Source organism: Terriglobia bacterium, assembly GCA_032252755.1.
In the GTDB taxonomy this organism is placed as follows: domain Bacteria; phylum Acidobacteriota; class Terriglobia; order Terriglobales; family Acidobacteriaceae; genus JAVUPY01.
In genome coordinates this window covers 51,793-75,030 of the sequence record JAVUPY010000053.1, presented here as the reverse complement: position 1 = coordinate 75,030, position 23,238 = coordinate 51,793, and the positions used below count along the sequence as shown (strand labels likewise).

Sequence of the window (23,238 nt, the reverse complement as noted above, 5' to 3'; positions counted from 1 at the left end):
ACCATCCGCGAGCCTTTCGGCATGGCCCGGTGGCTCCCCCCGATGCCGATCGGAACGATAGGCGCCCCGGTCCTGGCGGCGAGGAACGCCGCGCCTTCGTGGATATCCTCGACCACAGCACCCGAGCGTCGGGTGCCTTCGGGGAACAAGATGAGGGCATCACCCCGCTCGAGGACCTCCTGAGCCCGGTCGAGCGCCAGGCGGTCTGTACCGAGCCGGTTCACCGGGAACCCTCCCAGCGATTCGAGGAACGAACCGAAGCGCCGCGACGACCACAGGTCATCTTTGGCCATGTAGAAGAGCTTGCGCCGGGTGACCTCCGACACGATGAAGAAGTCGATGAAGCTCCGGTGGACCGGAGCAAGGATCACGGGACCCTCGGCGGGCACCGCAGCCGCCGACACGCGGTCCACCTCGACCCGCCAGTACAGGCGGTTGATCAGGTGCACGACGACCCGAAGAACACGGTAGACGGGGACCGGAACCCGGAGCCGGGGTGCCCGCCCGGGGTGCCCGCCCCTTACCCGTTCGTGCATAGCCATCCGAGTACCTCCTGCAACACGTCGTCTGCGGTCCGACCGGTGGAGTCGACGACCAGAGCTCCGGCGGCCACCTGGCCGGCGGTGGGAAGCGGCGACACGGCCCGGGTTGAGTCGAGTTGGTCGCGTCGTGCCATCTGGGCGGCGACGTCTGGCACCGTGCGACCATCCTGGCGCTCGGCGGCACGCCGGCCGGCACGCTCCTCCGGCGCCGCCGTCAGGTAGATCTTCAGGTCCGCGTCGGGGAGGACCACCGTGCCGATGTCTCTGCCTTCCACCACCCCGCCGCCACGTTGCATGACCCAGCGGCGCTGGCGCCTGACCATCTCTGTTCGCACCGCCGGGTTGGCGGCTACGTGGGGCACCGCGGCATCGACCTCCGGGCTGCGGATGGCCGCCGTGGCATCGACACCGTCGACCTCCACGGTGGTACCGACCGCGATGTCGATCGCCGCCGCCAACGCGGCGACCGCCCGCTGGTCGTCGAGGTCCACACCGCGCTCGAGGGCTGCCCAGGCAACCGCCCGGTACATCGCCCCCGTGTCGAGGCGCTGCACGCCCAAGTGGTCGGCCAACCGGCGAGCCAGGGTCGACTTGCCAGCCCCTGCCGGGCCGTCGATGGCGATGACGGCGCTCACCGGGTACCTCGGGGGCCGGTGCCCGGTGCGCCGGGCTGGTCCGGGAGGTCAGCCGGCGGCCACCCGACAGGCTCCATCGTGGCGCCCAGACGGGCCAGGTCGGTGGCGAAGCCCGGGTAACTGGTGACCACGGCGTCCCAGCCGTCGACCACCGTGGCGCCGGCACCCTCCGGACAGGCGAGGGCAGCCACAGCAGCCGCCATGGCGACACGATGGTCACCCCGGGCATCGACCCGGGTCGGTCGCAGCCGGTCGACGCCGTGCACCGCCAGATCGTCGGTCCGGATCTCCGCCGTGGCCCCGAACGCCGTCACCAGATCGGCGACGGCGTTCATCCGGTCCGACTCCTTCAGCCGCAGCTCACCGACTCCCTCGAACACGGTGGTGCCCTCGGCCAACGCGGCCGCCACTGCCAGGATCGGCACCTCGTCGATGATGCCCGGCGCCTGATCGGCCGTTACGGTGCACGCCAGCAGGGAAGCAGGCCGGACTGTCAGGTCGACGGTGTCCGAGGCGATGCCGGGCTCCGCCTCGGACGAGGGGCGTTCTTCGATATCCGCCCCCATGCGTCGCAGCACATCGATGAAGCCGCGCCGCCCGGGTCCGGCATGGACCGATTCGACGACCACCGAGCTCCCCGGCACGACACATGCGGCCACCACCCAGAACGCCGCCTGCGAGGGATCCCCGGGAACGGCCAGGGTCAGTCCGTGCAGCGGGCCTGGACGGAGGTGGATGTCGCGCCCGCCGGCACGCTCGACCATCTCGACGTCCGCCCCGGCCTGCAGGAGCAGCACCTCGGTATGCGGGCGGGTGGCGATCGGCTCGTGCACGACCGACGGGCTGCCGGCACGCAGAGCCGCCAGCAGCACGGCCGACTTCACCTGGGCGCTGGCCACCGGCACGGTGTAGGCGATGCCCGACAGCTGCCCGCCGCGGACCTGCAGCGGCGGTAGGCATCGCGGGCCTCGGCCGTCGACCTGGGCACCCATGCGACGCAGCGGATCAGCTACCCGGTCCATGGGACGCGACCGCAGCGACATGTCGCCGGTGAAGCGCACGGACCACGGGAACCCGGCGACGACCCCAGCCAGCAGCCGGATGCCGGTGCCCGAGTTGCCCATGTCGAGCTCGTGCGCCGGCGCCACCAGCATGTCCGCGCTCCCGTCCATCTGCCACCGGGGGCCGGTTCCCGGCGACCCGGGCAGCGTCCGCAGCGATGCTCCGCACGCTGCGAGCGCGGCGGCCGTCCGGGCGACGTCGTCGCCGTCCGAGAGCCCGCTGATGCTCGACGGGCTGTCGGCCAACGCTCCCACGATGAGCGCCCGGTGGGAGATCGACTTGTCGCCAGGCACGCGCAGCCGGCCTGCCAGCGCGGTGGTGGGGCGAACGGCTACCGACGTCGCGCCCTGGTGGCGCCCGGCTGTCGTCATGCGAGCGGAGTCACCGTGGACCGGAACCCGCGGTCTCCGAGCGCACGTTGGAGGTGTTGCGCCGCATCGCTGTCGACCACCACCAGCAGGACGCCACGGTCGCCTTCGGCACTGTGGGCGATCTCCAGGTCGGCAATGTCGATCCCCAGGTCGCCCGCCAGGGTGGTGATGTCGGCCAGGACACCGGTCCGGTCCGGCACGGGCACGCGCACGACCGCCAGACGGTCGGGGCGTACGGCCCGCGACGGCAACGAGCGTCGGGCAGCAGCGGCCCGATCGAGCACGCCCAGCAGTCCAGCCCGGTCGCCGGACGCCACCAGGTCGCGCATGGCGGTCAGATCGTCGAGCAGGGCATCGAACGCCGCCACGATGGCCGGGGAATTCTCGGCGCACACGTCGGGCCATATGGTCGGCGTGCCGGCCGCCACCCGGGTCATGTCCCGGAAGCCGCCGGCCGCCAGGCGGAGCAGTGCAGCATGCTCGGCAGCGACGGCGTCGGCCCGGTTCATGAGCGTTGCCGCGGTCAGGTGCGGCACGTGCGACACGACGGCCACCAGCGTGTCGTGCTGCTCGGGTGCGAGGGCGAGCACCTCGGCACCCAGCGACGCCGCCACATGGCGGACACGGGCGTAGGCATCGGGCGCGGTGCTCGACGTCGGGGTGAGCACCCACGTCGTCCCGACGAAGAGGTCGGGGTCGGCGCCGGAAAGGCCCGCCTGCTCGGATCCGGCCATAGGATGCCCACCGACGAACCGCGGGTGCCCGATGGCGTCGGTCACGGGAGCCTTCACCCCGGCGACGTCGGTGACGACGGCACCGGCTGCCAGCGGCCCCGCCAGAGCGGCGAGGGACTCCTCGATGACGGCGGCAAACGGTGTGGCTATCACGACCAGGTCCGCCTCGGGGTCGTGGCCCACTGCATCGAGGACGCCGGCCGCCAAGGCTTCCTCGGCACGTGCCGAGTCGGCGTCGCGCCCGGAGACGTGCCATCCTCGCGCCCGCAGGGCCCGTGCGACCGATCCGCCGATGAGGCCGGTTCCGACCACCATGGCCCGGCCGACCACTTCGGCGAGGCCACCGGTATCGGATCGGTCATTCGGGGAGGTCGTCACGCAGTCCCCGGGCGCCGTGCAGGTAGACGTGGTGCAGCTCGCTCCGTTGCCGTTGGGTGGCTACGTGCAGCATGACCCGGAGGCACAGCGGTGTGGCACCGACCACCGACAGCTCCCGGGCGCAGATCAGTGGGACGTCACCGAGGCCGATGCCCCGGGCTGCGGTCGCTGGGAACATCGACACCACATCTTCCGTGGCGGTGAACAGGATGCTGATCACATCGTCGTGGACCAGGCCGTTGCGCTCCAGCACGGCGGCCAGTAGCTCCTGCATGCGCTCGGTGACCTGTGCCGCGGTGTCGGCATCGACAGTGGTGGCGCCCCGCAGGGCGCGAACGGCGGGAGGCATGGACGACGATGCTACCGACCGCCCGCCGGCCGGTCCGGCACCGGGCGGTCCGGCACCGGGCGATCCGGCACTGGGCGGTCCGGCACTGGGCGGGACGCCGACGCCTCGCCCAGCGCCCTGACCTCGCTGAGGGTGAGCTGGCGCCAGGCTCCGGGGCGAAGCGCATGGTCGACGACCGGTCCGATCCGGGTGCGGACGAGGCGCCGCACCGGGTAGCCGACAGCTTCGCACATGCGCCGAACCTGGCGGTTGCGCCCTTCGTGGATGACGATGCGCAGCAGCCCATCGGCCGCCAGCCCGACGCGCGCGGCAGCGGCGAGCCCGTCGTCGAGCACTACCCCCGTGCGTAGCTGGCGCAGCGCTCCGGGAGTGGGGCTGCCGGCCACCTCTGCCAGGTACTCCTTCTCCACCCCGTGAGACGGGTGGGCCAGCCGGTGCGCCAGCGCGCCGTCGTTGGTCATGATGATGAGGCCTTCGGTGGCGGCATCGAGCCGGCCGACCGGGAAGACCCGGGGGTCGTTGGGGACGAGCTGGACCACGGTCGGCCGGCCCTGCGGGTCGTCGGCGGTGGTCACCACGCCGGCAGGCTTGTTCAGAAGGTAGTGGACCAAGCCAGGCATGGTCGGCAGGGGTGCCCCGTCGAGCACCACCCGGTCGGTGGTCACGTCGACCCGCCGGCCCAAGACGGCGACGGTGTCGTTGACGGCGACCCGACCGGAGGCGATCAGCTCCTCGCAGGCGCGCCGGCTGCCCAATCCAATCCGGGCCAGGACCTTCTGCAGCCGCTCGCCACTGCCGTAGGCCCCTCCCCGGTCCGTTTCAGGCATCGGACCCGGGACGGAGCCGCTCCTCGAGCTGCTCGACGACCTCGGGCCCGGGGAGGAGATCCTCCACGGGAGGAAGCTGCTCCAGCGTGTCGAGCCCCAGCTTCTCCAGGAACGCCTCCGTGGTGCCGTAGAGCACCGGTTGCCCGGGGCCGGGAGCGTGCCCGACCTCGACGATAACGCCGCGCTGCACGAGCAGCCGGACGACGCCGTCGACGTTGACCCCGCGCAGGGCCGCCACCTGGGCTCGCGACACGGGTTGCTTGTAGGCGACGATGGCCAGCGTCTCCAGTGCCGCCGAGGACAGGCGCGACGATATGCCCTCCATCGCGAAACGCTCGACGAACGGCGCCATCTCCGGGTGCGTCTGGTACCGGAAGCCCCCGGCGACCCGGACCAGCTCGAACCCCCGCCTGTCGACCGAGTACCGAGCGGCCAGGTCGGCACACGCTGCCTCGATCTGGTCGACGGGCAGCTCGAGAAGCTCGGCCAGCAGGTTGGGCGTGACCGGCTCGACAGCGCAGAGCACGACGGCCTCGATGGCACGTTGGACTTCGGAGATGGTCATCGGCTCGGCGGTCTCAGCCGTCGTACTCCTCTGTCGGAACCGCCGTGCCGACCGGAGCCAGATCGCGGGCGTCACCGAGCCACCTGACCTGCAGGTCCCCGAACGTCTGGCCCTGGTCGATGGTGATCCGCCCCTGCTTGCACAGCTCGAGGAGGGCCAGGAACCGGACGATCACCTGCATCCGGGTGGTGCACTCGGCAGTGAGCAGTCGGAACGTGCTCTGCCCCATGCCCGGCAGGCGACCGGCCAGCTCGGCGACCGCCTCGGACACCGTGACCGGCTCGACCATGACATGGAGGAGATCGACCACCGGCACAGGCCGCGGCCTCGTCGCCCGCGCGAACGCTGCGGCCACGTCGGCTGGCGACACGTCGGCCAGCAGGTCAGGCGCGAGCTCCCGGAACGGCGCTTCGAGACCTGCGGTGCGCGGAACCGATCGTGCCGCATGCTCCATGAGCACGGCGAAGGCGTCGGAGGCTGCAGCGTAGGCCTGCAGCTCGAGAAGCCGGGCGAGCAGGCGGTCGCGCGCCTCGAACCCGCACAGCTCGTCGTCGGGGTCCACCGCATCGGGGCCGGGGAGCAGCTTGCGCGACTTCATCTCCACCAGGATGGCGGCGATCACCAAGAACTCGGTGGCGACATGCAGCTCGAGGGGGCGGCGAGCCGACATCTCGGCGACGAACCGGTCCACGACTTCGGCGATCGGGATGTCGTACACGTCGAGCTTGTGGTCGGTGACGAGCTGCAACAGCACGTCGAACGGCCCTTCGAACACCGGGATGCAGATGTTGGCGGCCACCGGATCGACGTTATCGGAGCCCGGGTGAGTCGGCGCGCATGGCGTTGGCCGCAGCGTCGTACCATGGCGGGCCATGACACGGGTCCTTTCGGGCGTCCAGCCGAGCGGGGTGCTGCACCTCGGCAATTATCTTGGTGCGGTCCGGGGGTGGGTGACCGACCAGCGCTCCCACGAAGCGTTCTTCTGCGTCGTGGATCTCCACAGTCTCACCCTCGACCAGGATCCTCGCCTGCTGGCGGGACGGACCCTCGACGCGGCGGCGGGCCTGCTGGCTGCAGGTCTCGATCCCGAGGACTGCACGCTCTTCGTGCAAAGCCACGTCGCCGCCCACCCCCGGTTGGCCTGGCTGCTCGAGTGCACGGCGACGTTCGGGGAGCTACGCCGGATGACCCAGTTCAAGGACAAGGGGGGCAACAGCGAGACGGTGCGGGCGGGCCTGTTCACCTATCCGGCGCTCATGGCAGCCGACATCCTGCTGTACGACGCCGATCGGGTACCCGTAGGAGACGACCAGCGCCAGCACCTCGAGCTGACCCGGACGGTGGCTGCCCGGTTCAACCACCGCTACGGCCAGACGTTCGTCGTGCCCGAGGCGGCTGTGCCGGATGTCGCCGCCAGGGTCATGGACCTGCAGGAGCCGACCCGGAAGATGTCCAAGTCGGTCGGGTCGCCCCTCGGCACGATCGACATCCTCGACACTCCCGACGACGTGGCGCGCAAGGTCCGCAAGGCGGTCACCGACACCGAGGGCCAGGTCCGCTACGACCCGGTGACCAAGCCGGGAGTGTCGAACCTCCTCGACCTGCTGGGCGCCGCCCGCTGCGAGGACCCGATCGCCGCTGCCGACCGGTACGGCGACTACGGATCCCTCAAGCGCGATGTGGTCGAGGCGCTGGTCGAGCTCCTGCAGCCCTTGCAGGAGCGCTATGCGGTGCTGTCCACGGATCCCCACCAGATCGAGCAGATCCTGGCGGCGGGTGCCGCGAGGGCCGCCACAGTGGCAGATGCCACGCTCGACCGCGCCATGCGGGCAGCCGGGTTCCTCGTGCCACCCAAAGGCTTCGCCCCCTGACATGCCCCCTGACATGCCCCGGGCGGCGTGCCCGGGGATGCGCGTCGGCGGCGGGTGGTCAGAGACCCGACAGCCGCGTGCCGAGCACCACGCCGAGGTGATCGACCACTGGGGAGAACACGGCGCTGGCCAGGCTTGGGTCGGCGTTGAGCACCACGACCAGCGCGAGCGGCAGGACGAGCGTGTACGGCCGGAGCCGGTAGTACCCGGCCAGCATGCGGACCGGGATCATGCGTTCGAGCACTGCGGCCCCATCGAGCGGGGGTAGGGGGATCAGGTTGAAGACGGCCAGGATCACGTTGACATACGCCCCGACGAACAGGATCTGCGCCCACAGCGGTTGGAGGTGGAGGATGGGGATCGCCCGGTCGCCAGAGGGCACGACGAACCGGTACAGCAGCGCCAGGCCGCCTGCCAGCAGCACGTTGACCGCCGGCCCGACGAGAGAGACCAGCAGGCCATGGTCACGCGGCCGCCGCAGACGACTGATGGTGACCGGGACCGGTTTCGCCCACCCGAAGGCTCCCACGTTGGTGATGGCCAGCAGCGCGGGCAGCACCACCGTGCCGAACGGGTCGATGTGTGGCAGGGGGTTCAAGGTGAGCCGCCCGGCCCGCTTCGCCGTGTCGTCGCCGAAGGCCAGTGCGAGGACACCGTGGGACACCTCGTGAAGGATCACCGAAGGCACGAGCGTGCAGAACACGATGACCGGAAAGGCACGCAGGTGCACGACGTTCACGGAGGCCAGGGTGACGACGGCCGCCAACGCACCGAGGACCAGCCACGTGGTCCCTCGATCGTGGTGTGCCTGCTCCCGGTGTGGTGAAGGCTGCTCCCCCCGGGCCACCGATGGCAAGCTCAGTGCTTGGCTGCGCAGGCGATGCAGTAGCGGGCTGCCGGCATCGCCTCGAGGCGGGCCGGCCCGATCGGCGCACCGCAATCCTCGCATGCACCGTACGTGCCGTCGACGAGCTTCTGCAGAGCAGTCTCCACTTCCGCCAAGGTCTCTTGCAAGGTAGCGGCCAGCGCTTCGGCCTCCCCCCGCTCGGCAGTCACCTGGCTGGTGTCGGCAAAGTTGGAGTCATAGCTCAGCCCACCGGCTGCGCCGGGCCCCAGCTCGGCCAGGCGGGCACGCAGCTCGGTACGCTCCAGCTCCAGCACCTCGCGGAAGTCGACGGCAGGGGCGTCGTTCGTCACGACACCGACTTTACTGCTCCTCATGCTCCACAGCGGTCGCGCTGGTCGGGCCGGTCAGGCCGTTCGCGGACGAGCCCTCGGGTGCGCCGATTCGTAGACGGTGCGCAGGTGCTCCATCGACACCCGCGTGTACACCTGCGTCGTAGCGATCGATGCGTGGCCGAGCAGCTCCTGCACCACCCGGATATCGGCGCCGTGGGCGAGCATGTGGGTGGCGCACGAGTGGCGCAGCACATGCGGGTGCAGCGATCGGGGCAGGCCCGCCCGGCGAGCCCGCCCGGCGACGACCAGAGACACCCCCTGGCGGGTGAGCCGGCCACCTCGCTGGTTGAGGAACACCGCCTCGGCATCGCCTCTCCGGGCCCAGCGCTCAGGCTCCATCTGCGGGCGGCCACCCACGTCGAGCCATTCGTCGAGCGCGGCACGTGCACACCGCCCGAGCGGCACCAGCCGCTCCTTGGCGCCTTTGCCGAGGACACGGAGCAGGCCGGTGTCGTGCTCCACGTCGCCCAGGCTCAAGCCGACAAGCTCCCCCACCCGTATCCCCGTGCCGTACAGCACCTCCAGCAGGGCGCGGTCACGACGATCCACACCACTCGGCCCAGCTGTGGCCTGCAGCAGGAGATCGATCTGGTCTTCGGTGAGCGCCTTGGGTAGCCGGTCGGGGATCGGCGGCCGCCGGACCCCTGCCGTGGGATCGTTGCTCCCGCTGCCCTCGTCCATGCGAAACCGGTAGAACCCCCGCAGCGTGGCCAGGATCCGGGCCAACGAGGCCGGAGCCAGGCCTTCGGAACGCCTCCGGGCGAGGTAGTTCTCGACCATCCGGGAGTCAGACCGTTGGTGAGCACCTCCGGCGTCCTTGAGGTAGCACTCGAAATCGACGAGGTCCCGCCGGTAGGCAGCGATCGTGTTGGGAGCGCGGCCCTGCTCGACAGCCAGCCATGTCAGGAACTCCTCGGCCTCGGCACCGAGGGTTGCCGAAGGCCTGGCCGGTCGAGGGATCACGGACCAGCCTGTCCGATGTCCCGGAGTGCCGGGGATGCCGCGTCGAGATGTTGGCGGGCGACAAGCAGGCCGAGGATGGTCTGGCCGTCGACCAGCCGCCCATCCCCCACCATCTCGTCGATGTCGGCCAACGGCACCTCGACCACCTCCATGTGCTCCTCCTCTTCACCTTTGCGCGAGCTGTCGCACGGCTGCAGGTCGGTGGCGAGGTAGATCAGGGAGCGCTCGTCGCAGAAGCCGGGGGTGTTGAAGATCTCGGCGACGAGCTGGATCCGACCGGCCCGTGCCCCCGCTTCTTCCTGCAGCTCGCGCCTGGCTGTCTCCTCAGGCCGTTCGCCGCTCACATCACACGTCCCTGCGGGGATCTCCAGCAGGTGGCGGTCCACGGCCCCGCGGTACTGGCGGACCAGGAGCACCGTCGCCCGATCGGTGACCGGCACCACCGCCACCGCTCCCGGGTGGCGGACGACGTCGCGCCGGAACACCGACCCGTCGGGTGCAGCAAAGCTCGCTTCCACCACGGAGATGTGGTGCCCCTCGAACCTTGACGCGTCGCCGAGGTGCCGGAAGTCGGCCGGCTTGCCCAACGTCAGGACCGAACTCCGCCGTCGTCGACGTCGAGTAGGTGCGGCAGCCGCCCTTCCGCCCGCTCCAAGGCGGCACCGACCAGCTCGCGGAACAGCGGGTGCGGGCGATCGGGCCTGCTCTTGAACTCCGGATGGGCTTGGGTCCCGACCCACCAGGGATGTCCGGGAAGTTCGACGAACTCGACCAGACCCCGCTGGGCCTCGACCCCGGAGCACACGACCCCGGCATCTTCGAGCTGCTTGCGGAACCTCGGGTTCACTTCGTAGCGGTGGCGGTGGCGCTCGTACACAACCTCGTCTTGGTACGCTGCGGCGACCCGGGTCCCGGGTGTCAAACGGGCAGCGTAGGCCCCCAGGCGCATGGTGCCGCCCAGGTCGACCACGTTCTGCTGCTCGTCCATCAGGTCGATGACCGGATACCTGGTCGCCGGGTCGATCTCGCTCGAGTTGGCTCCGTCGAGCCCGCAGAGGTGGCGGGCCACGTCGATGACCATGACCTGCAGCCCGAGGCAGAGCCCGAGACACGGGACGGCGTGCTCGCGGGTGTACCTCGCCGCGGCGATCTTCCCCTCCACCCCGCGCTCTCCGAACCCACCCGGGATCACGATGCCGTCGAGCAGCGCCATGCGGTCCGTGTTGACGAGATCGGGAACTTCCTCTGCCTGGATCCAGTCGATGTCCATCTGGACGCCGTGGTGGAAGCCGGCGTGACGGAGCGCTTCGACGACCGACAGGTAGGCGTCGGGCAGGTTGATGTACTTGCCGACGAGGCCGATGCGCACCGGGCGGTCAGCGGCAGCCACGCGGGCCACCACCTGCTGCCAGGCCGTCAGGTCGACCGGGTGCTGCCGGTCGTCGATGGCCAGCGTCCGGCTGACCACCGTGTCGAGCCCTTCGTCGTGGAGCACCAGGGGGATGTCGTAGATGCTGGGCGCGTCGACCGCCGAGATCACCCCTTCGACCGCCACGTCGCACAGTAAGGAGACCTTGCGCTTCAGGCTGTCGGAGATCGGCTGGTCAGACCGGCAGACGATGACGTCGGGCTGGATGCCCCGACTGCGCAACTCGGTGACGGAGTGCTGCGTCGGCTTCGTCTTCTGCTCGCCGGCTGCGCCCAGGAACGGGACCAGCGTCAGGTGCACGTAGCAGACGTTGTCGCGCCCGACATCGTGGCGGAACTGCCGGATCGCCTCCAAGAAGGGAATGATCTCGATGTCGCCGACCGTGCCGCCGACCTCCACGATGACGATATCGATGTCGTCCGAGGCGAGCCGGCGGACGCGTCCTTTAATCTCGTCGGTGACGTGCGGGATCACCTGGACCGTCCGCCCCAGGTAGTCTCCACGCCGCTCCTTGGCGATCACCTGCGAGTAGATCTTTCCGGTGGTGGCGTTCGAGTCCCGGTTCAGGTCACGGTCGATGAACCGCTCGTAGTGGCCCAGGTCGAGGTCGGTTTCGGCGCCGTCGTCGGTGACGAAGACTTCGCCGTGCTGAAATGGGGACATGGTGCCGGGATCAACGTTCAGGTAGGGATCAAGCTTTTGGAGGTTAACCTTGAGGCCACGGCTTTCCAGCAGGGCGCCGATGGAAGCGGCCGCCAAGCCTTTGCCGAGCGAAGACACAACACCACCCGTCACGAAGATGTACTTTGCCGACATCTTTTCCTCGCGTCTGAATTTTCTTTGGGTTTGTGCTCGTAAGAGGCGTGCACGATCTATTATCGCGGAAAGTCGAAAAAACGGCAAAGGTAAAAACGGCAAAACCGCAAAACGAAGTCACCCGTGCACCAAAACTTGTGCAATGCTCTCGGTCCATCCAACGCTTCGACAAACAATCGCCGTTCGCCGCTTCTGTGGTTAGCCGGTTTTCAATCGGAAATCGCCAATTCCCCGGGCACGATCTTCCGCGTCCGCGGCAGCATTCCCTTCACCGCCAGGCGGCCCATGAATGCGATGATTGCCAGGAAGACCAGCAGCTTCGAGAGATCGGGTACGAACCCACCGTGCGGCGCTGCTAAGTACATCATCCAGAGCACGGTCTGCGCTAGAGGTACCGACCACACTGTCCCATAGAAATACCGGCGCTCGTCGCCCTCTCCCTTGGTCGAGGGCCTTACCCGCGGCAGCACGCCTAGCAACCCGAGTAGCCATATCGTCCCCGCGATCGGAAAATAAGCGGCGTGATAGAACTGCTGTAGTCGCCATTGCCCGGAGACTAGCGCCCACACGAGTCCTGCGACATTGAGGACCGCATAGGTCACCAGTTCGCTCCAAGCCAGCGTGTAGCAGATGCGGCGATACAGTGGGTTCGGACGGTCTTCGGTGAAGCGGATGATATACGGTTTTGGCTCGACGCCGGGCAGTTGGCCAAATAAGCCCGCGATTCCAGTACCCAGCATCACGATGCCAAGCCAAATCGCCATCCCCTTGTTGACGCCATGTGCGAAGAGCGTAAATGTCAGGGGACCCGGCGCAAGATAAAAGACCGTGATCCAGATGGGCCAATGCAGCACCCGGTAGTAGCTCTTATTGCGTTCACGAATTTTTCGCTGGCTGGCAAGTTCCAGCCGTGGCCCAGTGGTCCCGGTATTTGCGCTCGAAGACATCCCACCATCCTCGTCGGCTAGTGTACCAACCGGAATACGCAAGTTGCCATTCGCGAGTTGTCGCAATTCCGGAAATCCACATTGTCCGGAAACTTCACGATTCCCAGCGCGCCATGCAACTTGAGGATCTGGATTTCATTCCAACTGGAGACTTAAGGAAGTCATGAGACCTGCCCTCCTCGTTGCTGAACACGAACCCGACAGTGCCCTTTCCACGCGAAAGCTACTGCTGGAAACCGCCAAGTTCAATGTCATCACTGCACATTCCATGCCGGAAGCCAAGGAAGCGATGCACCTGATGGGGTCGGGCATTGCTGGTCTCGTTGTGACCTCCAGCCTCGGGCCCGAGAACGATTGCGCTACGCTGGCAAAAGCATTTAAGGAGGAGAAACCCGAGTCGCCGGTCATCTATCTAAGCCCTACTGGTTTCCAGGAGTGCCGCTGGGCCGATCACCAACTCTCCACCTACGAACCGGAGAAATTGCTCGATCTGGTGCGCGAGTTATTCGGTGATCCACGGACTTCGGAGCCTCCAACTAAAGGGCCGCCTCCTAAGGGCAAGAAGTGAGTTGCCTACAAGCCCTGCCTTTGTTTTTCCCGCACCGCGAGCTATATATCGTTCTCATTCTCGAGCCGATCTAACACACCCTGGTCAGCCTCGAAAGCGATGCTTGCTGGCGGCTTGAGATTGTCCCCGCTCACAGCGGACGCCCCTGCCCACAGGAATAAGGGTGTTGCGGATGCTGGCCTTTGCCGATTGCTAACCGGTAATGGCTTCTTTTAGACTTCTCCTTTCCATGAATAGCACCGGTGAAAACGTGGTTCGCATCGAGGCCGATGCCCTGCGTCGGCTGGCCGATCGTATTGCCGGTCCCATGGCGCATGATTTCTCGCGCGCCGTCGAGCTTCTCTATTGCTGCGCCGGTCGCGTAGTCACGACCGGGATGGGAAAGAGCGGCCTCATCGCACGGAAAATCGCGGCGACGCTCAGTTCGACCGGAACCCCCGCGCTCTACCTGCATCCCGCTGAAGCATTGCACGGCGATCTGGGCATGGTCGCGCGAGGGGACGTCGTCGTCGCCCTATCTTCGAGCGGCACCACGGAAGAAATCCTCGAGTTGTTGCCGACCCTGAAGCGGCTTGGAATCCCGCTCATCAGCTTCACGTGTGATCAACTCCATCCGCCGAACGGCAGCGTGAGCCAACTCGCGCAGGCGGCTGAGATTGCGCTCGATTGCTCGATCGACAAAGAAGCGTGCTCCCTCGGCCTCGCCCCGACAGCTTCGACGACGACCATGCTGGCCCTGGGTGATGCTCTTGCCGTCGCGCTCAGCGAGCGCCGAGGTTTCAAGGAAGAAGATTTTGCCAATCTTCATCCCGGCGGAAAGCTCGGCAAGCGCTTCTCCCGTGTGAGCGCCTTCATGCACACTGGGGGCGCCATTCCTCGCGTCGCACCGGAGACACCGATGACCGAGGTGATCTACGAAATGTCGCGCAAGGGGCTGGGCGTGACGACAGTCGTGGAGAATGGGAAAGTTGTCGGGATCGTGAGCGACGGCGATTTACGCCGCCTCCTGGAGCATCGCGGCAAGCACGTTCTTGACCTCACCGCCGGCGAATGCATGAGCCGCGATCCGAAGACAATCTCTGCGGACACGTTCGCCGCCAAGGCCCTGGACATCCTGGAACAAAAGAAGATCACGTCACTTGTGGTTGTCGATTCCGACGGGAAACTCGAAGGAATCGTGCACCTGCACGATCTCTGGGGAACCGAGATGGTCTGATCGCGGCGGTGGCGGCGGCAGACTGCCGCCGGAGAAGGCGGGCGTTTCGCCCGCCCCCGTATCTGCTTACCAACGCCCATGCCGATGCTCCCACCGCTCATGCCGCCAGTAGGCGCGACGCGCCGGACCCGGCCTGTAGACGTACACTGGACGACGATAAACAACCACTCGTCGCGCCACCGGATAGTACGGTCGTGGGAAAATGACCCGACGATACATCGGCCGATAGGCCACAACCGGAGCGGGATAGACCGCAACCGGCCTGACAACTACCACCCGCGGCCTCGGAACAACCACCGGACGCGGCCCAATCACCACGGCTACCTGAGCGGATGCCGCCAGGGCACCAAACATCGAAAACGCGAATACTATACCCAGCCAACTTGGTCGCTTCATGTGTTCGCCTCCGCTCGATCTTTTAAAATCCGCTTCGAGCTTGTGACATTGCTAACCCGGCTAAGTTGCTGAAGTCGCGCCAGGGTTTATTACATCCAATATGCGAGACCTTCGGCTGAGGAGCTAAATCAACTATGTATCACTATGATCCGACCACGGCTCTGGAGGAGCTACGCGAGGACGCGGTATTGCCGAACCCGGTTCACCTGCGCGACATGATGCTGCGCGCACACATGAAACCGGACCAGTCGCTCGAACTGAACCGAATCTTCACGGAGTACCAGAAACGCTTCGGTGAACTGCAGCAGATGGGACGGGAGCTACTGGAGAGACTTTCCAAGTAGCAGATTGACGATTGACGATTTTCGCATTGACGATTGAAAAATGCGGCACTTCCGGCACCGGCTTTCTAATCGTCAATGAATCAATCGTCAATCGTCAATTTCGGTTTTACTTCTCTCCTGCCGCCTGTCCGCCGAGCATCTTCTGGTCGAGATCGATCAGCGATTGTGGCAGCTTGGCGTAGTGCAGGTTCACGGCCTGGCTCTGCCCGTCGGTGATGACGTACTGGATAAACTTCTTCACGTTATCACCGCGCTCCACGTTCTTCGGTTGCGTCGGAACCAGCAGGTACGTGAGGCCTGAGATCGGATATGCGTCCTTCGCAGATGCCGGAGGATTGACGATCGGGATGCGGGTGTCCTTGGCGAGTTCCGCGGAATAAGCGTTAATTGCCGCGGTGGCCGCTTCAGCAGTCGGCGGAACCCACTGTCCCGCGGCATTCCTCATCAATGCCACCGGGAGGTGATTCTCCTCGGCATAGGTCAGCTCAACGTAGCCAATTCCACCGGGGTTCTGCTTCACGATCCCGGTCACGCCTTCACTTCCCTTCCCGCCGAGACCTACCGGCCAGCCCACGGAAATTCCCGCGCCCACTTTGCTCTTCCACTCTGGGCTGACAGCCGCAAGGTAATTGGTGAAGATATTGGTCGTGCCGCTGCCATCAGAGCGATGCGCGACAACCATCGGTGAACTCGGCAACTTCACACCAGGATTAGCCGACGCAATCTCCTTGTCGTGCCAGTTCTTGATCGTACCCAGGTAAATTCCGGCGAGCGCTGCCGGAGTCAGCTTCAACGGTTCTTTCAGTTCAGGAATGTTGTAAGTGATGCAGACCGGGCCAGCACTCTCGGGAATCTGCATGATCGGCGGCATTTCCTTCAGTTGCTGATCGTTAAGCGCGGCATCGCTGGCCCCGAAATCGACGAGGCCTTTCTTCAACTGCTGGATTCCGCCGCCGGAACCGATCGACTGATAGTTAATCTGAATGTTCGGATTCGCCTTCTGGTAATCGGCAATCCAGCGCGACATCACGGGATAAACGAACGTGCTTCCAGCGCCGGTGATCTTATTGGGATTCCCATTCGCGTTGGGAGAAACAACACCGGATTTGTTGCTCGAATTACAGGCGACGAGCAAGAGGAGAACAGCGAAGCTCGCTGTACATAACAGCGTGCGATGCAAGGCTTTCATCAGAAGACTCCTGTGCGCAATTGGAGATTTTGGGAGACAACGCGACTCACACATAGTTCCACTCTGATAATGCACGCGGAATATTAAAGGGGTATGAATTTGGGGCGATTAGCGCGAAGGTTTTAAGCGTGAGACCTTGGTGGCCCGTGACTTCTTTTGGCGTTTTCCAAAGAACGCATGCCGGTGCACCTTCATGTTGACGCGTAGTCCGATGAATTCAACACCTTCTGCGCGAAGCCTCATACGCTGTTCAAAACCGCCTTCCGCGGGAAGAAGGATTTTGCCATCGGCTCCGACAATGCGATGCCACGGCAGTCCGCTGGATGAAGTGTGCAGCGCCCACGCAACCTGCCGTGCAGCACCCGGGTATCCCGCCGCGTACGCGATGTCGCCATAAGTTGCGACCTTGCCGCGCGGGACGCGCCGCACCTGAGCGAGAAGATCCGCGAACATGGAGCGAGGGAGAGGCATCGGGAGAATTATAAAGTGAACACCGCGGGTGTCACGGGAGATCTGAATTCTGGGGATTTCGCGAACTGCGAGAATTGCGAATTGCAAACGCAATAGCACAGTCCCGGTTGACTGAAGGCTGAGTGCTGATTGCTGACGGCTGACCGTTCTCTCTCCTCACCTGCGCGGTTCATCCTGAAGTTGTCCACTTCCTCTTGCTACAATTGAGAATTCCCGTTCATTTTGCGTACATTCCTGTGCGAGCGGGTTTACGGACAATCATGCATCGTTGGTCACAGCTCTTTATTCCCACTCTTCGCGAGGCACCCGCCGACGCTGAAGTTGCCAGCCATAAATTTCTTCTCCGCGCCGGATACGTGCGTCAGCTTGCCGCCGGCATTTACTCCTACCTCTTCCTCGGTCAGCGCACCATTTTGAAGATCACGAAGATCGTGCGCGAGGAGATGGACAAGATCGGCCAGGAATTCTTCCTTCCCTCGCTAAACCCGCGCGAGATATGGGAAGCCAGCGGCCGCTGGTCGGTCATGGGCGACAACATGTTTCGCCTGAAGGATCGCAAGGGCGCCGATCTCTGCCTCGGCATGACTCACGAAGAGGTCATGACCGATATCGCCCGCAAAGAACTACGCAGCTATAAGCAGTTGCCCCAGATCTGGTATCAGATCCAAACCAAGTTCCGCGACGAGCCTCGTCCCAAGTCCGGCCTGCTGCGCGTGCGCCAGTTCACGATGAAGGACGCTTATTCGTTCGACATCGATGCCGCCGGACTCGACGTCAGCTACGAGAAGCACTATGACACCTATAAGGCGATCTTCAAGCGCTGCGGCCTCGACTTTGTCGCCGTCGAAGCACACTCAGGAGCAATGGGTGGTTCGCAGTCCCACGAGTTCATGGTGTACACCGACGCCGGTGAAGACCTCGTGGCAAGTTGCGCAAAGTGCGGTTACGCCGCCAATCTCGAAAAAGCAACGTCGCGTCTCGAACCCGTGCAGGAACTGGAGGGCGGCGACAAGCCTGAAGAGATTCACACTCCGAATATCAAGACGATCGACGAGCTTTCGAATTTCTTGAAAATCTCGCCCAAGAATCAAATGAAGACTTTGTGCTTCATGGCAGTTAATGAGAATGCGCCCGAGGGACAACCGAAGTTCATTCCCGTCGTCATTTTCGTCCGTGGAGATCACACCCTGAACGAGGCCAAGCTTGCCACGACAGTTCCTGGAGCCGAGTTCCGCCCCATGCATCCGGAAGAGGTTTCGGCGATCTTTGGCGCTTTTGGGGGATCACTAGGGGCCATTGGCTCGGAGAGCTTCCAATACCGGGGTGTGAAGGCAAAAGTCTTCCTGGATCTTGCTTTACGCGAGCGCCGGAACTTGGTAACAGGAGCAAACAAAGAGGATTACCACCTCCGTAATATCACACCCGGACACGATTTCAGGGTAGAAGATACACAGTGGGCCGACTTCCGGAACGTACAGGCCGGGGAGGGATGTCCTGACTGCGGCGAGCCACTTAAGGTGGCAAAGGCCGTGGAGATCGGGCACATCTTCAAGCTCGGCTACAAGTATTCGGAGTCGATGGGCGCGCGCGTACTCGACAAGGACGGCAAGGAAGTCACGCCGATCATGGGGAGCTACGGTATTGGCATTGAGCGCATCCTGACCTCGTCGATCGAACAGAATCACGATGACGACGGTTTCTGGCTGCCGCCAAACGTTGCGCCGTTCCAGGTCGTAGTGGTGCCCACGAATGTGAAAGACGAGCTGGTTTCGAAGACCGCGGAGGAGATTGCGGTGAGGCTCGAAGGTGCCGGGTATGACGTTGTGCTCGATGACCGTGACGAGCGCCCCGGCGTGAAATTCAAGGACGCGGATTTGGTCGGAATCCCGTTCCGGGTGACTGTTGGCAAGAAGGTTTCCGAGGGCAAGGTTGAGGTATTCCGTCGCTCGACACGTGCTACTCAGGATGCTAACATCGCCGAAATTGTAGGGGTGATGCAGAGCCTCTACCGCCCTGATGCAAGTCATTGATTTGCACAAGGCTAAGGATTCGAAATGAAGCAGTTGAAAGCTTTTCTGGGGCTTGCGATCGTGGTCGTTGGCTTCTACCTGGCCTGGGTGCTGATCCCGCCCTACTATAACAACTATTCCTTCCAGGACGAGCTCGATAACGAGGCGCGCACCGCCGTTTACAACCAACAGATGACAGAAGACGACGTGAAGAAAGAGTTGGCCAAAACGGCAAAGGATTTGGATATTCCCTTGACGCCGGACGATATTCACGTGGAAAAAACCAACGGGAACATCTCGATATGGGCGGAGTACACGATCAGCATTGAGACTCCAGTAAAGACAATCGACCTGAAGTTTTCACCGGCCACGAAGGACAAGCGGATCTAGAATCGACCGAAGAACCGAACCTCGGGACAAAAGAACAAGGCTGCGATGCAGGGTTGGACAGCAAACTGGTCTCATTAGCATCTTACTTCTTGTAACCTTTAGGATTCCGGTCTTCGGTTCACCCGATCTTTGATTCTTCGGTTTAGAATAATCTCACCTGCTCTGGCCGAGAAATGGTGAAGGCAGCTGTCTTGAGAAGGATGGCGCGTTCGCCCACCAAAGCTTGTTTGGCTGATTGGAAACGGAAGAGTGCCGGGCCAGAGTTCTCTACCGTTCATCCAAGTCGCTGAAACAGGCATCTCTGAAGATAAAAGCGTGGCCATAAAAATAAGAATTCCGCGCAAGACTTCATTCAAGTCTTCGCCAAAATCGGGAAAGAAACGCAGGTCAAACTTCCACCTCGGCGATCCTATCGTCAAGATTGGCATTGCCGCCTTCCTTTTCCTCTCGCTCGCGTTCTTCGGCGTCTTTGCCTTCTATTACGTTCGCTACGACAAGATCATCGACCGCAAGATGCGCGGACCGATTTTCAACAATTCGGCCAAGATCTATGCCCGCCCTGAAGTAGTCCGTGACGGTGAGGCTTACAACCTCGACGATCTCGTGGCGAAAATGAAGCGCGCCGGATACACACAGGATGGGCAGAAACCCGTATCGCCATGGGGTACATACAAGTTGGAGGACAATGCGATCGAGATCATGCCGGGGCCGCAGTCCTTCCACAGCCCAGACACGGCCATTGTTCAGTTCAAGAATGGAAAGATTTCGAACATTACCTCCGGGGGCGACAAGGGCCAGGAACTTGATGGGTATGAACTCGAACCGCAGTTAGTCACGGCCCTGTTCGAAGGCGAACAACGCACGAAGCGGCAACTGGTGACGTTCAACGAATTACCGAAGGTCATGGTGAACGCTGTTGTCGCGATTGAGGACCGACGGTTCTTCCAGCACTCTGGTGTGAACTTCTATAGGCTGATCGAGGCTGCCATTATCGACGTCCGCGAGCACGGACGGGAGCAAGGCGCTTCGACCATCACCATGCAGCTCTCGCGAGGTTTCTTCCTCACGCCCCAGAAGACCATCAAGCGCAAGCTGACGGAAATGCTGATTGCGATTGAATTGGAGCAGAAGTTCACGAAGGAACAGATATTCGAGCTTTACGCGAACCAAATCTATATGGGGCAGCGCGGGTCGTACTCCATCAATGGCCTGGGAGAAGCCGCGCGTGCGTACTTCAACAAGGACGTCCGTAACCTCAGCCTGCCCGAGGCTGCGATGCTGGCGGGGATCATCCAGTCGCCGAACTATTTCAATCCATATAAAAGGCCTGACCGTGTTGTCGATCGCCGGAACATGGTGCTGGATGCGATGGTGGATACAGGCGCAATTACGCGCGCCCAGCGCGATGAAGCGAAAAAGGCACCTCTAAAACTCGCGCCGCCCAATGTTGAGGCCAGCGACGCACCCTATTTCGTCGATCTCGTAAAAGATCAACTCCAGAACAAGTTCCCCGAGAACGAACTCAACGACGGGGGCCTGCGCATTTACACCACCATCGATCCGCAACTGCAGCACGCGGCTGCCGAGGCGGTACAAGTGGGCCTTAAACGGGTGGACGAACAAGTTCGCAAACAGCACACCCGGAGAGTTCGCGTTGGAAAAGGCAAAGCAGCGAAGTACGAAACCAAGGTGGACGAGAACATCAGGTACCCACAGGTCGCGCTTGTTGCCCTGGATCCGCACACCGGGGACGTTCTCGCAATGGTCGGCGGCCGCAACTATGCCTTCAGCCAGCTAAACCACGCTGTGGCCCAGCGGCCTACGGGCTCAATTTTCAAACCGTTTGTTTACGCAGCGGCGTTGAATACGGCTATCAACGATACGCCGCCGGACCAGATCATCACCGCATCTTCGACGGTCGACGATTCCCCTTCGACTTTCACTTATGGCGACCAGATCTACGAGCCGCGAAATTACAAGAATGAATATAAGGGAACCGTTTCGCTGCGGTACGCGCTGATGGAGTCGCTCAACAACGCCACGGTGAAAGTGGCGGAGACGGTCGGTTACGACAAGGTCGCCGACCTGGCTCGCGCTGCCGGAATCACATCGGTGAAGCCGACACCGGCCATGGCTTTGGGCGCCTACGACGCGAGTCCGCTAGACATGGCTGCGGCATATACCGTGTTCGCCAACGGTGGAACGCGCATTGATCCGATGCTCGTGCACTCAGTCCGTGCGGCGAATGGAGACGTGATCCAGGACTTCCAGACAACTACACGCCAGGTACTCGATCCACGGATTGCATATGTGATGACCAGCATGATGGAAGGCGTTATCAACAACGGTACCGGTTTCGAGGTCCGCCAACTAGGCTTCACTGCGCCGGCCGCGGGTAAGACCGGCACTTCGCACGACGGCTGGTTTGCCGGATACACGAGCAACTTGCTCTGCATTGTCTGGGTTGGGTACGACGATTACAGCGATCTTCGCCTGGCCGGCGGCTCAACGGCCGCACCCATCTGGGCGGAGTTCATGAAGCGAGCTGTAGCCCTTCCCCAATATCATGATGTGACGGACTTCACGCAGCCCTCGGGAGTGGTCGACGTGGCAATAGATAAAGTCACGAATCGGCTATCCACTCCGGCATGTCCGGACCATTATGAGATGGCTTTCGTTGCCGGGACTGAGCCGCAATTGACCTGCGAACAGCAGGCGGACAACCGAAATGTCTTTCAGAAGATCCTTGGGTTGGGACAACCTGCGCCACAGGTTCCTGTGATTACCGGCGGACAGCCGCGGCTTGTAGCGCCACCCAACGGTCAACAACAGGTTCCACCTGCGGCCAATCAGCAGGCGCAGCAACAAAAACCGCAACCAGAGCAGAAGAAAAAGGGATTCTTCGGTAAATTGAAGGACATCTTCGGTGGTGGTGGTGACGATAAGAAAGACCCGCAAAATGGGAACCACCAAGGAAATGGGAACAAACCACCCCCGAAATGATGTCTAATAGCAGTAAGCAGCAGGGGCACCGCCCCTGCTCGGAGGTAGAAAATGCTTGGACGCATTCTTCTCGCTTCCTCTCTCCTCATGACCGGCGCAAGCGTATCGGCCCAAACGCAATCGCCCGGCTCGCAGTCTGAAATTCCGCCGCCATCTGAAATACAGGAAGTGAAGCCACTCGCGCCTCTTCCCCAACTGTCTTTCACGCAGGCAACCGCGCAAGAGTTGGAAGACCGTGCCGACCTGCTCAAGGAACAGAAGAACTATCTTGACGCAATCGACTATTACCGAGCGGCGCTGAAGAAACATCAGAATTCCGCTATCACTGAGAGGGCTGTCATCGAGAACAAAATCGGTATGACTTATCTCTTGATTGGGAATATGAAGGCGGCGGAGAAGGCCCTGAAAAGAGCCGTTAAAACCGACAAGAAGTATCCCGAAGCCTACAATAATCTCGGAGTGGCATACTACGGTCTTAAGAAGTATCGGCCCGCCGAGAAGAATTACAAGAAGGCGATCGAGCTTCGTGAATCCGCGTCATTTCACAGCAATCTGGGAACGCTGTATATGGAGCGCAAGAAATACCAGGAAGGCATGGCTGAGTACGAGAAGGCCTACCAACTCGACCCCGGCGTCTTCGAGCGCTCTTCGCGAAATGGGATTTCCGCGCGCATGGGATCTCCGGGCGATCAGGCGCGCTTCTTCTATGTCATGGCCAAGCTCTTCGCCGCGAATGGAAAACTGGACAAGTCTCTTGAGTACCTTAAGAAATCTTTAGAAGATGGCTACCCCGATATTGATAAGGTATATAAGGACGCCGACTTCGCCACCTTGCGCAAAGATCAGCGGTTTACGGAACTGATGGCGCAGCGACCAGTGGCGATCCCGCAGTAGAGTTGAGCTGATCGAGGACGGAAGGAACAA

General features: G+C 63.2%; 25 protein-coding genes. 8 read left to right on the top strand and 17 right to left on the bottom strand.

Features of this window, described 5'->3' with window-relative positions:
- The 8 genes from ROO76_12925 to ROO76_12890 form a co-directional block, all read right to left on the bottom strand.
- Positions 1-449, bottom strand: a 449-nt coding sequence (locus tag ROO76_12925) for a lysophospholipid acyltransferase family protein (GenBank protein ID MDT8069060.1), incomplete at its 3' end; no start/stop codon positions are given.
- Positions 450-520: 71 nt separating this feature from the next.
- The gene (gene cmk / locus ROO76_12920) at positions 521-1,177 is read right to left on the bottom strand and encodes a (d)CMP kinase (protein MDT8069059.1); all 657 of its coding nucleotides are present in this window, start codon (positions 1,175-1,177) and stop codon (positions 521-523) included.
- Positions 1,174-2,610 carry a 3-phosphoshikimate 1-carboxyvinyltransferase gene (gene aroA / locus ROO76_12915; protein MDT8069058.1) on the bottom strand — a complete coding sequence of 479 codons (1,437 nt, stop codon included), beginning with the start codon at positions 2,608-2,610 and terminating at the stop codon, positions 1,174-1,176. Before aroA ends, cmk begins: the two co-directional genes overlap by 4 nt.
- Positions 2,607-3,722 (bottom strand): prephenate dehydrogenase/arogenate dehydrogenase family protein, encoded by a 1,116-nt coding sequence (locus tag ROO76_12910; protein ID MDT8069057.1) that lies wholly within the window; start codon positions 3,720-3,722, stop codon positions 2,607-2,609. The genes aroA and ROO76_12910 overlap by 4 nt, the downstream gene beginning before the upstream one ends.
- Positions 3,703-4,071, bottom strand: a complete 369-nt coding sequence (gene aroH, locus ROO76_12905) for a chorismate mutase (protein MDT8069056.1) — start codon at positions 4,069-4,071, stop codon at positions 3,703-3,705. The genes ROO76_12910 and aroH overlap by 20 nt, the downstream gene beginning before the upstream one ends.
- An 11-nt stretch (positions 4,072-4,082) precedes the next feature.
- Positions 4,083-4,898 carry a pseudouridine synthase gene (locus ROO76_12900; protein MDT8069055.1) on the bottom strand — a complete coding sequence of 272 codons (816 nt, stop codon included), beginning with the start codon at positions 4,896-4,898 and terminating at the stop codon, positions 4,083-4,085.
- Positions 4,891-5,463: an SMC-Scp complex subunit ScpB gene (gene scpB, locus ROO76_12895; protein ID MDT8069054.1), complete on the bottom strand. Its 573-nt coding sequence runs from the start codon at positions 5,461-5,463 to the stop codon at positions 4,891-4,893. Before scpB ends, ROO76_12900 begins: the two co-directional genes overlap by 8 nt.
- A gap of 13 nt (positions 5,464-5,476) precedes the next feature.
- A complete protein-coding gene (locus tag ROO76_12890) occupies positions 5,477-6,337 on the bottom strand; it encodes a ScpA family protein (protein ID MDT8069053.1) in 861 nt (286 codons plus the stop codon).
- On the opposite strand from ROO76_12890, the gene trpS reads away from it, so the two are divergent.
- Entirely contained in the window at positions 6,336-7,334 is a 999-nt protein-coding gene (gene trpS / locus ROO76_12885) for a tryptophan--tRNA ligase (GenBank protein MDT8069052.1), read from the top strand. The genes ROO76_12890 and trpS overlap by 2 nt on opposite strands.
- A gap of 58 nt (positions 7,335-7,392) precedes the next feature.
- Here trpS and ROO76_12880 read toward each other — a convergent pair whose 3' ends face one another.
- The 6 genes from ROO76_12880 to ROO76_12855 form a co-directional block, all read right to left on the bottom strand.
- A complete protein-coding gene (locus tag ROO76_12880; GenBank protein MDT8069051.1) occupies positions 7,393-8,100 on the bottom strand; it encodes a site-2 protease family protein in 708 nt (235 codons plus the stop codon).
- A 92-nt stretch (positions 8,101-8,192) separates the two neighbouring features.
- On the bottom strand, positions 8,193-8,555 hold the full coding sequence (locus ROO76_12875; GenBank protein ID MDT8069050.1) for a TraR/DksA C4-type zinc finger protein: 363 nt from the start codon (positions 8,553-8,555) through the stop codon (positions 8,193-8,195).
- Positions 8,556-8,585: 30 nt separating this feature from the next.
- On the bottom strand, positions 8,586-9,536 hold the full coding sequence (locus ROO76_12870; protein MDT8069049.1) for a tyrosine recombinase: 951 nt from the start codon (positions 9,534-9,536) through the stop codon (positions 8,586-8,588).
- On the bottom strand, positions 9,533-10,123 hold the full coding sequence (locus tag ROO76_12865; GenBank protein ID MDT8069048.1) for an NUDIX hydrolase: 591 nt from the start codon (positions 10,121-10,123) through the stop codon (positions 9,533-9,535). Before ROO76_12865 ends, ROO76_12870 begins: the two co-directional genes overlap by 4 nt.
- A 2-nt stretch (positions 10,124-10,125) precedes the next feature.
- The gene (locus ROO76_12860; GenBank protein MDT8069047.1) at positions 10,126-11,781 is read right to left on the bottom strand and encodes a CTP synthase; all 1,656 of its coding nucleotides are present in this window, start codon (positions 11,779-11,781) and stop codon (positions 10,126-10,128) included.
- Positions 11,782-11,990: 209 nt separating this feature from the next.
- Positions 11,991-12,728 carry a hypothetical protein gene (locus ROO76_12855; GenBank protein ID MDT8069046.1) on the bottom strand — a complete coding sequence of 246 codons (738 nt, stop codon included), beginning with the start codon at positions 12,726-12,728 and terminating at the stop codon, positions 11,991-11,993.
- A 163-nt stretch (positions 12,729-12,891) separates the two neighbouring features.
- Between ROO76_12855 and ROO76_12850 the strand changes: the two genes are divergently transcribed.
- Both ROO76_12850 and ROO76_12845 read left to right on the top strand, forming a co-directional pair.
- The gene (locus tag ROO76_12850; GenBank protein MDT8069045.1) at positions 12,892-13,296 is read left to right on the top strand and encodes a response regulator; all 405 of its coding nucleotides are present in this window, start codon (positions 12,892-12,894) and stop codon (positions 13,294-13,296) included.
- Positions 13,297-13,525: 229 nt separating this feature from the next.
- Positions 13,526-14,512: a KpsF/GutQ family sugar-phosphate isomerase gene (locus ROO76_12845; GenBank protein MDT8069044.1), complete on the top strand. Its 987-nt coding sequence runs from the start codon at positions 13,526-13,528 to the stop codon at positions 14,510-14,512.
- Between the two features lie 66 nt (positions 14,513-14,578).
- Here ROO76_12845 and ROO76_12840 read toward each other — a convergent pair whose 3' ends face one another.
- Positions 14,579-14,908 (bottom strand): hypothetical protein, encoded by a 330-nt coding sequence (locus ROO76_12840; GenBank protein MDT8069043.1) that lies wholly within the window; start codon positions 14,906-14,908, stop codon positions 14,579-14,581.
- Positions 14,909-15,042: 134 nt separating this feature from the next.
- Here ROO76_12840 and ROO76_12835 point away from each other — a divergent pair, with 134 nt between their 5' ends.
- On the top strand, positions 15,043-15,252 hold the full coding sequence (locus ROO76_12835; GenBank protein ID MDT8069042.1) for a hypothetical protein: 210 nt from the start codon (positions 15,043-15,045) through the stop codon (positions 15,250-15,252).
- A 106-nt stretch (positions 15,253-15,358) separates the two neighbouring features.
- Here the strand turns inward: ROO76_12835 and pstS are convergent, their stop codons facing one another.
- Together pstS and ROO76_12825 are read right to left on the bottom strand one after the other, a co-directional pair.
- A complete protein-coding gene (gene pstS / locus ROO76_12830) occupies positions 15,359-16,441 on the bottom strand; it encodes a phosphate ABC transporter substrate-binding protein PstS (protein ID MDT8069041.1) in 1,083 nt (360 codons plus the stop codon).
- A gap of 108 nt (positions 16,442-16,549) precedes the next feature.
- Positions 16,550-16,912 (bottom strand): MGMT family protein, encoded by a 363-nt coding sequence (locus ROO76_12825; protein MDT8069040.1) that lies wholly within the window; start codon positions 16,910-16,912, stop codon positions 16,550-16,552.
- Between the two features lie 260 nt (positions 16,913-17,172).
- Here ROO76_12825 and ROO76_12820 point away from each other — a divergent pair, with 260 nt between their 5' ends.
- The 4 genes from ROO76_12820 (at position 17,173) to ROO76_12805 (ending at position 23,208) form a co-directional block, all read left to right on the top strand.
- The gene (locus ROO76_12820; protein ID MDT8069039.1) at positions 17,173-18,942 is read left to right on the top strand and encodes a proline--tRNA ligase; all 1,770 of its coding nucleotides are present in this window, start codon (positions 17,173-17,175) and stop codon (positions 18,940-18,942) included.
- A gap of 24 nt (positions 18,943-18,966) precedes the next feature.
- Positions 18,967-19,311 carry a hypothetical protein gene (locus tag ROO76_12815; GenBank protein ID MDT8069038.1) on the top strand — a complete coding sequence of 115 codons (345 nt, stop codon included), beginning with the start codon at positions 18,967-18,969 and terminating at the stop codon, positions 19,309-19,311.
- 315 nt (positions 19,312-19,626) lie between these two features.
- The gene (locus ROO76_12810) at positions 19,627-22,314 is read left to right on the top strand and encodes a PBP1A family penicillin-binding protein (protein MDT8069037.1); all 2,688 of its coding nucleotides are present in this window, start codon (positions 19,627-19,629) and stop codon (positions 22,312-22,314) included.
- A gap of 51 nt (positions 22,315-22,365) precedes the next feature.
- Complete coding sequence (locus ROO76_12805; protein ID MDT8069036.1) at positions 22,366-23,208, top strand: tetratricopeptide repeat protein; 843 nt, start codon at positions 22,366-22,368, stop codon at positions 23,206-23,208.
- Positions 23,209-23,238 lie beyond the last annotated feature (30 nt).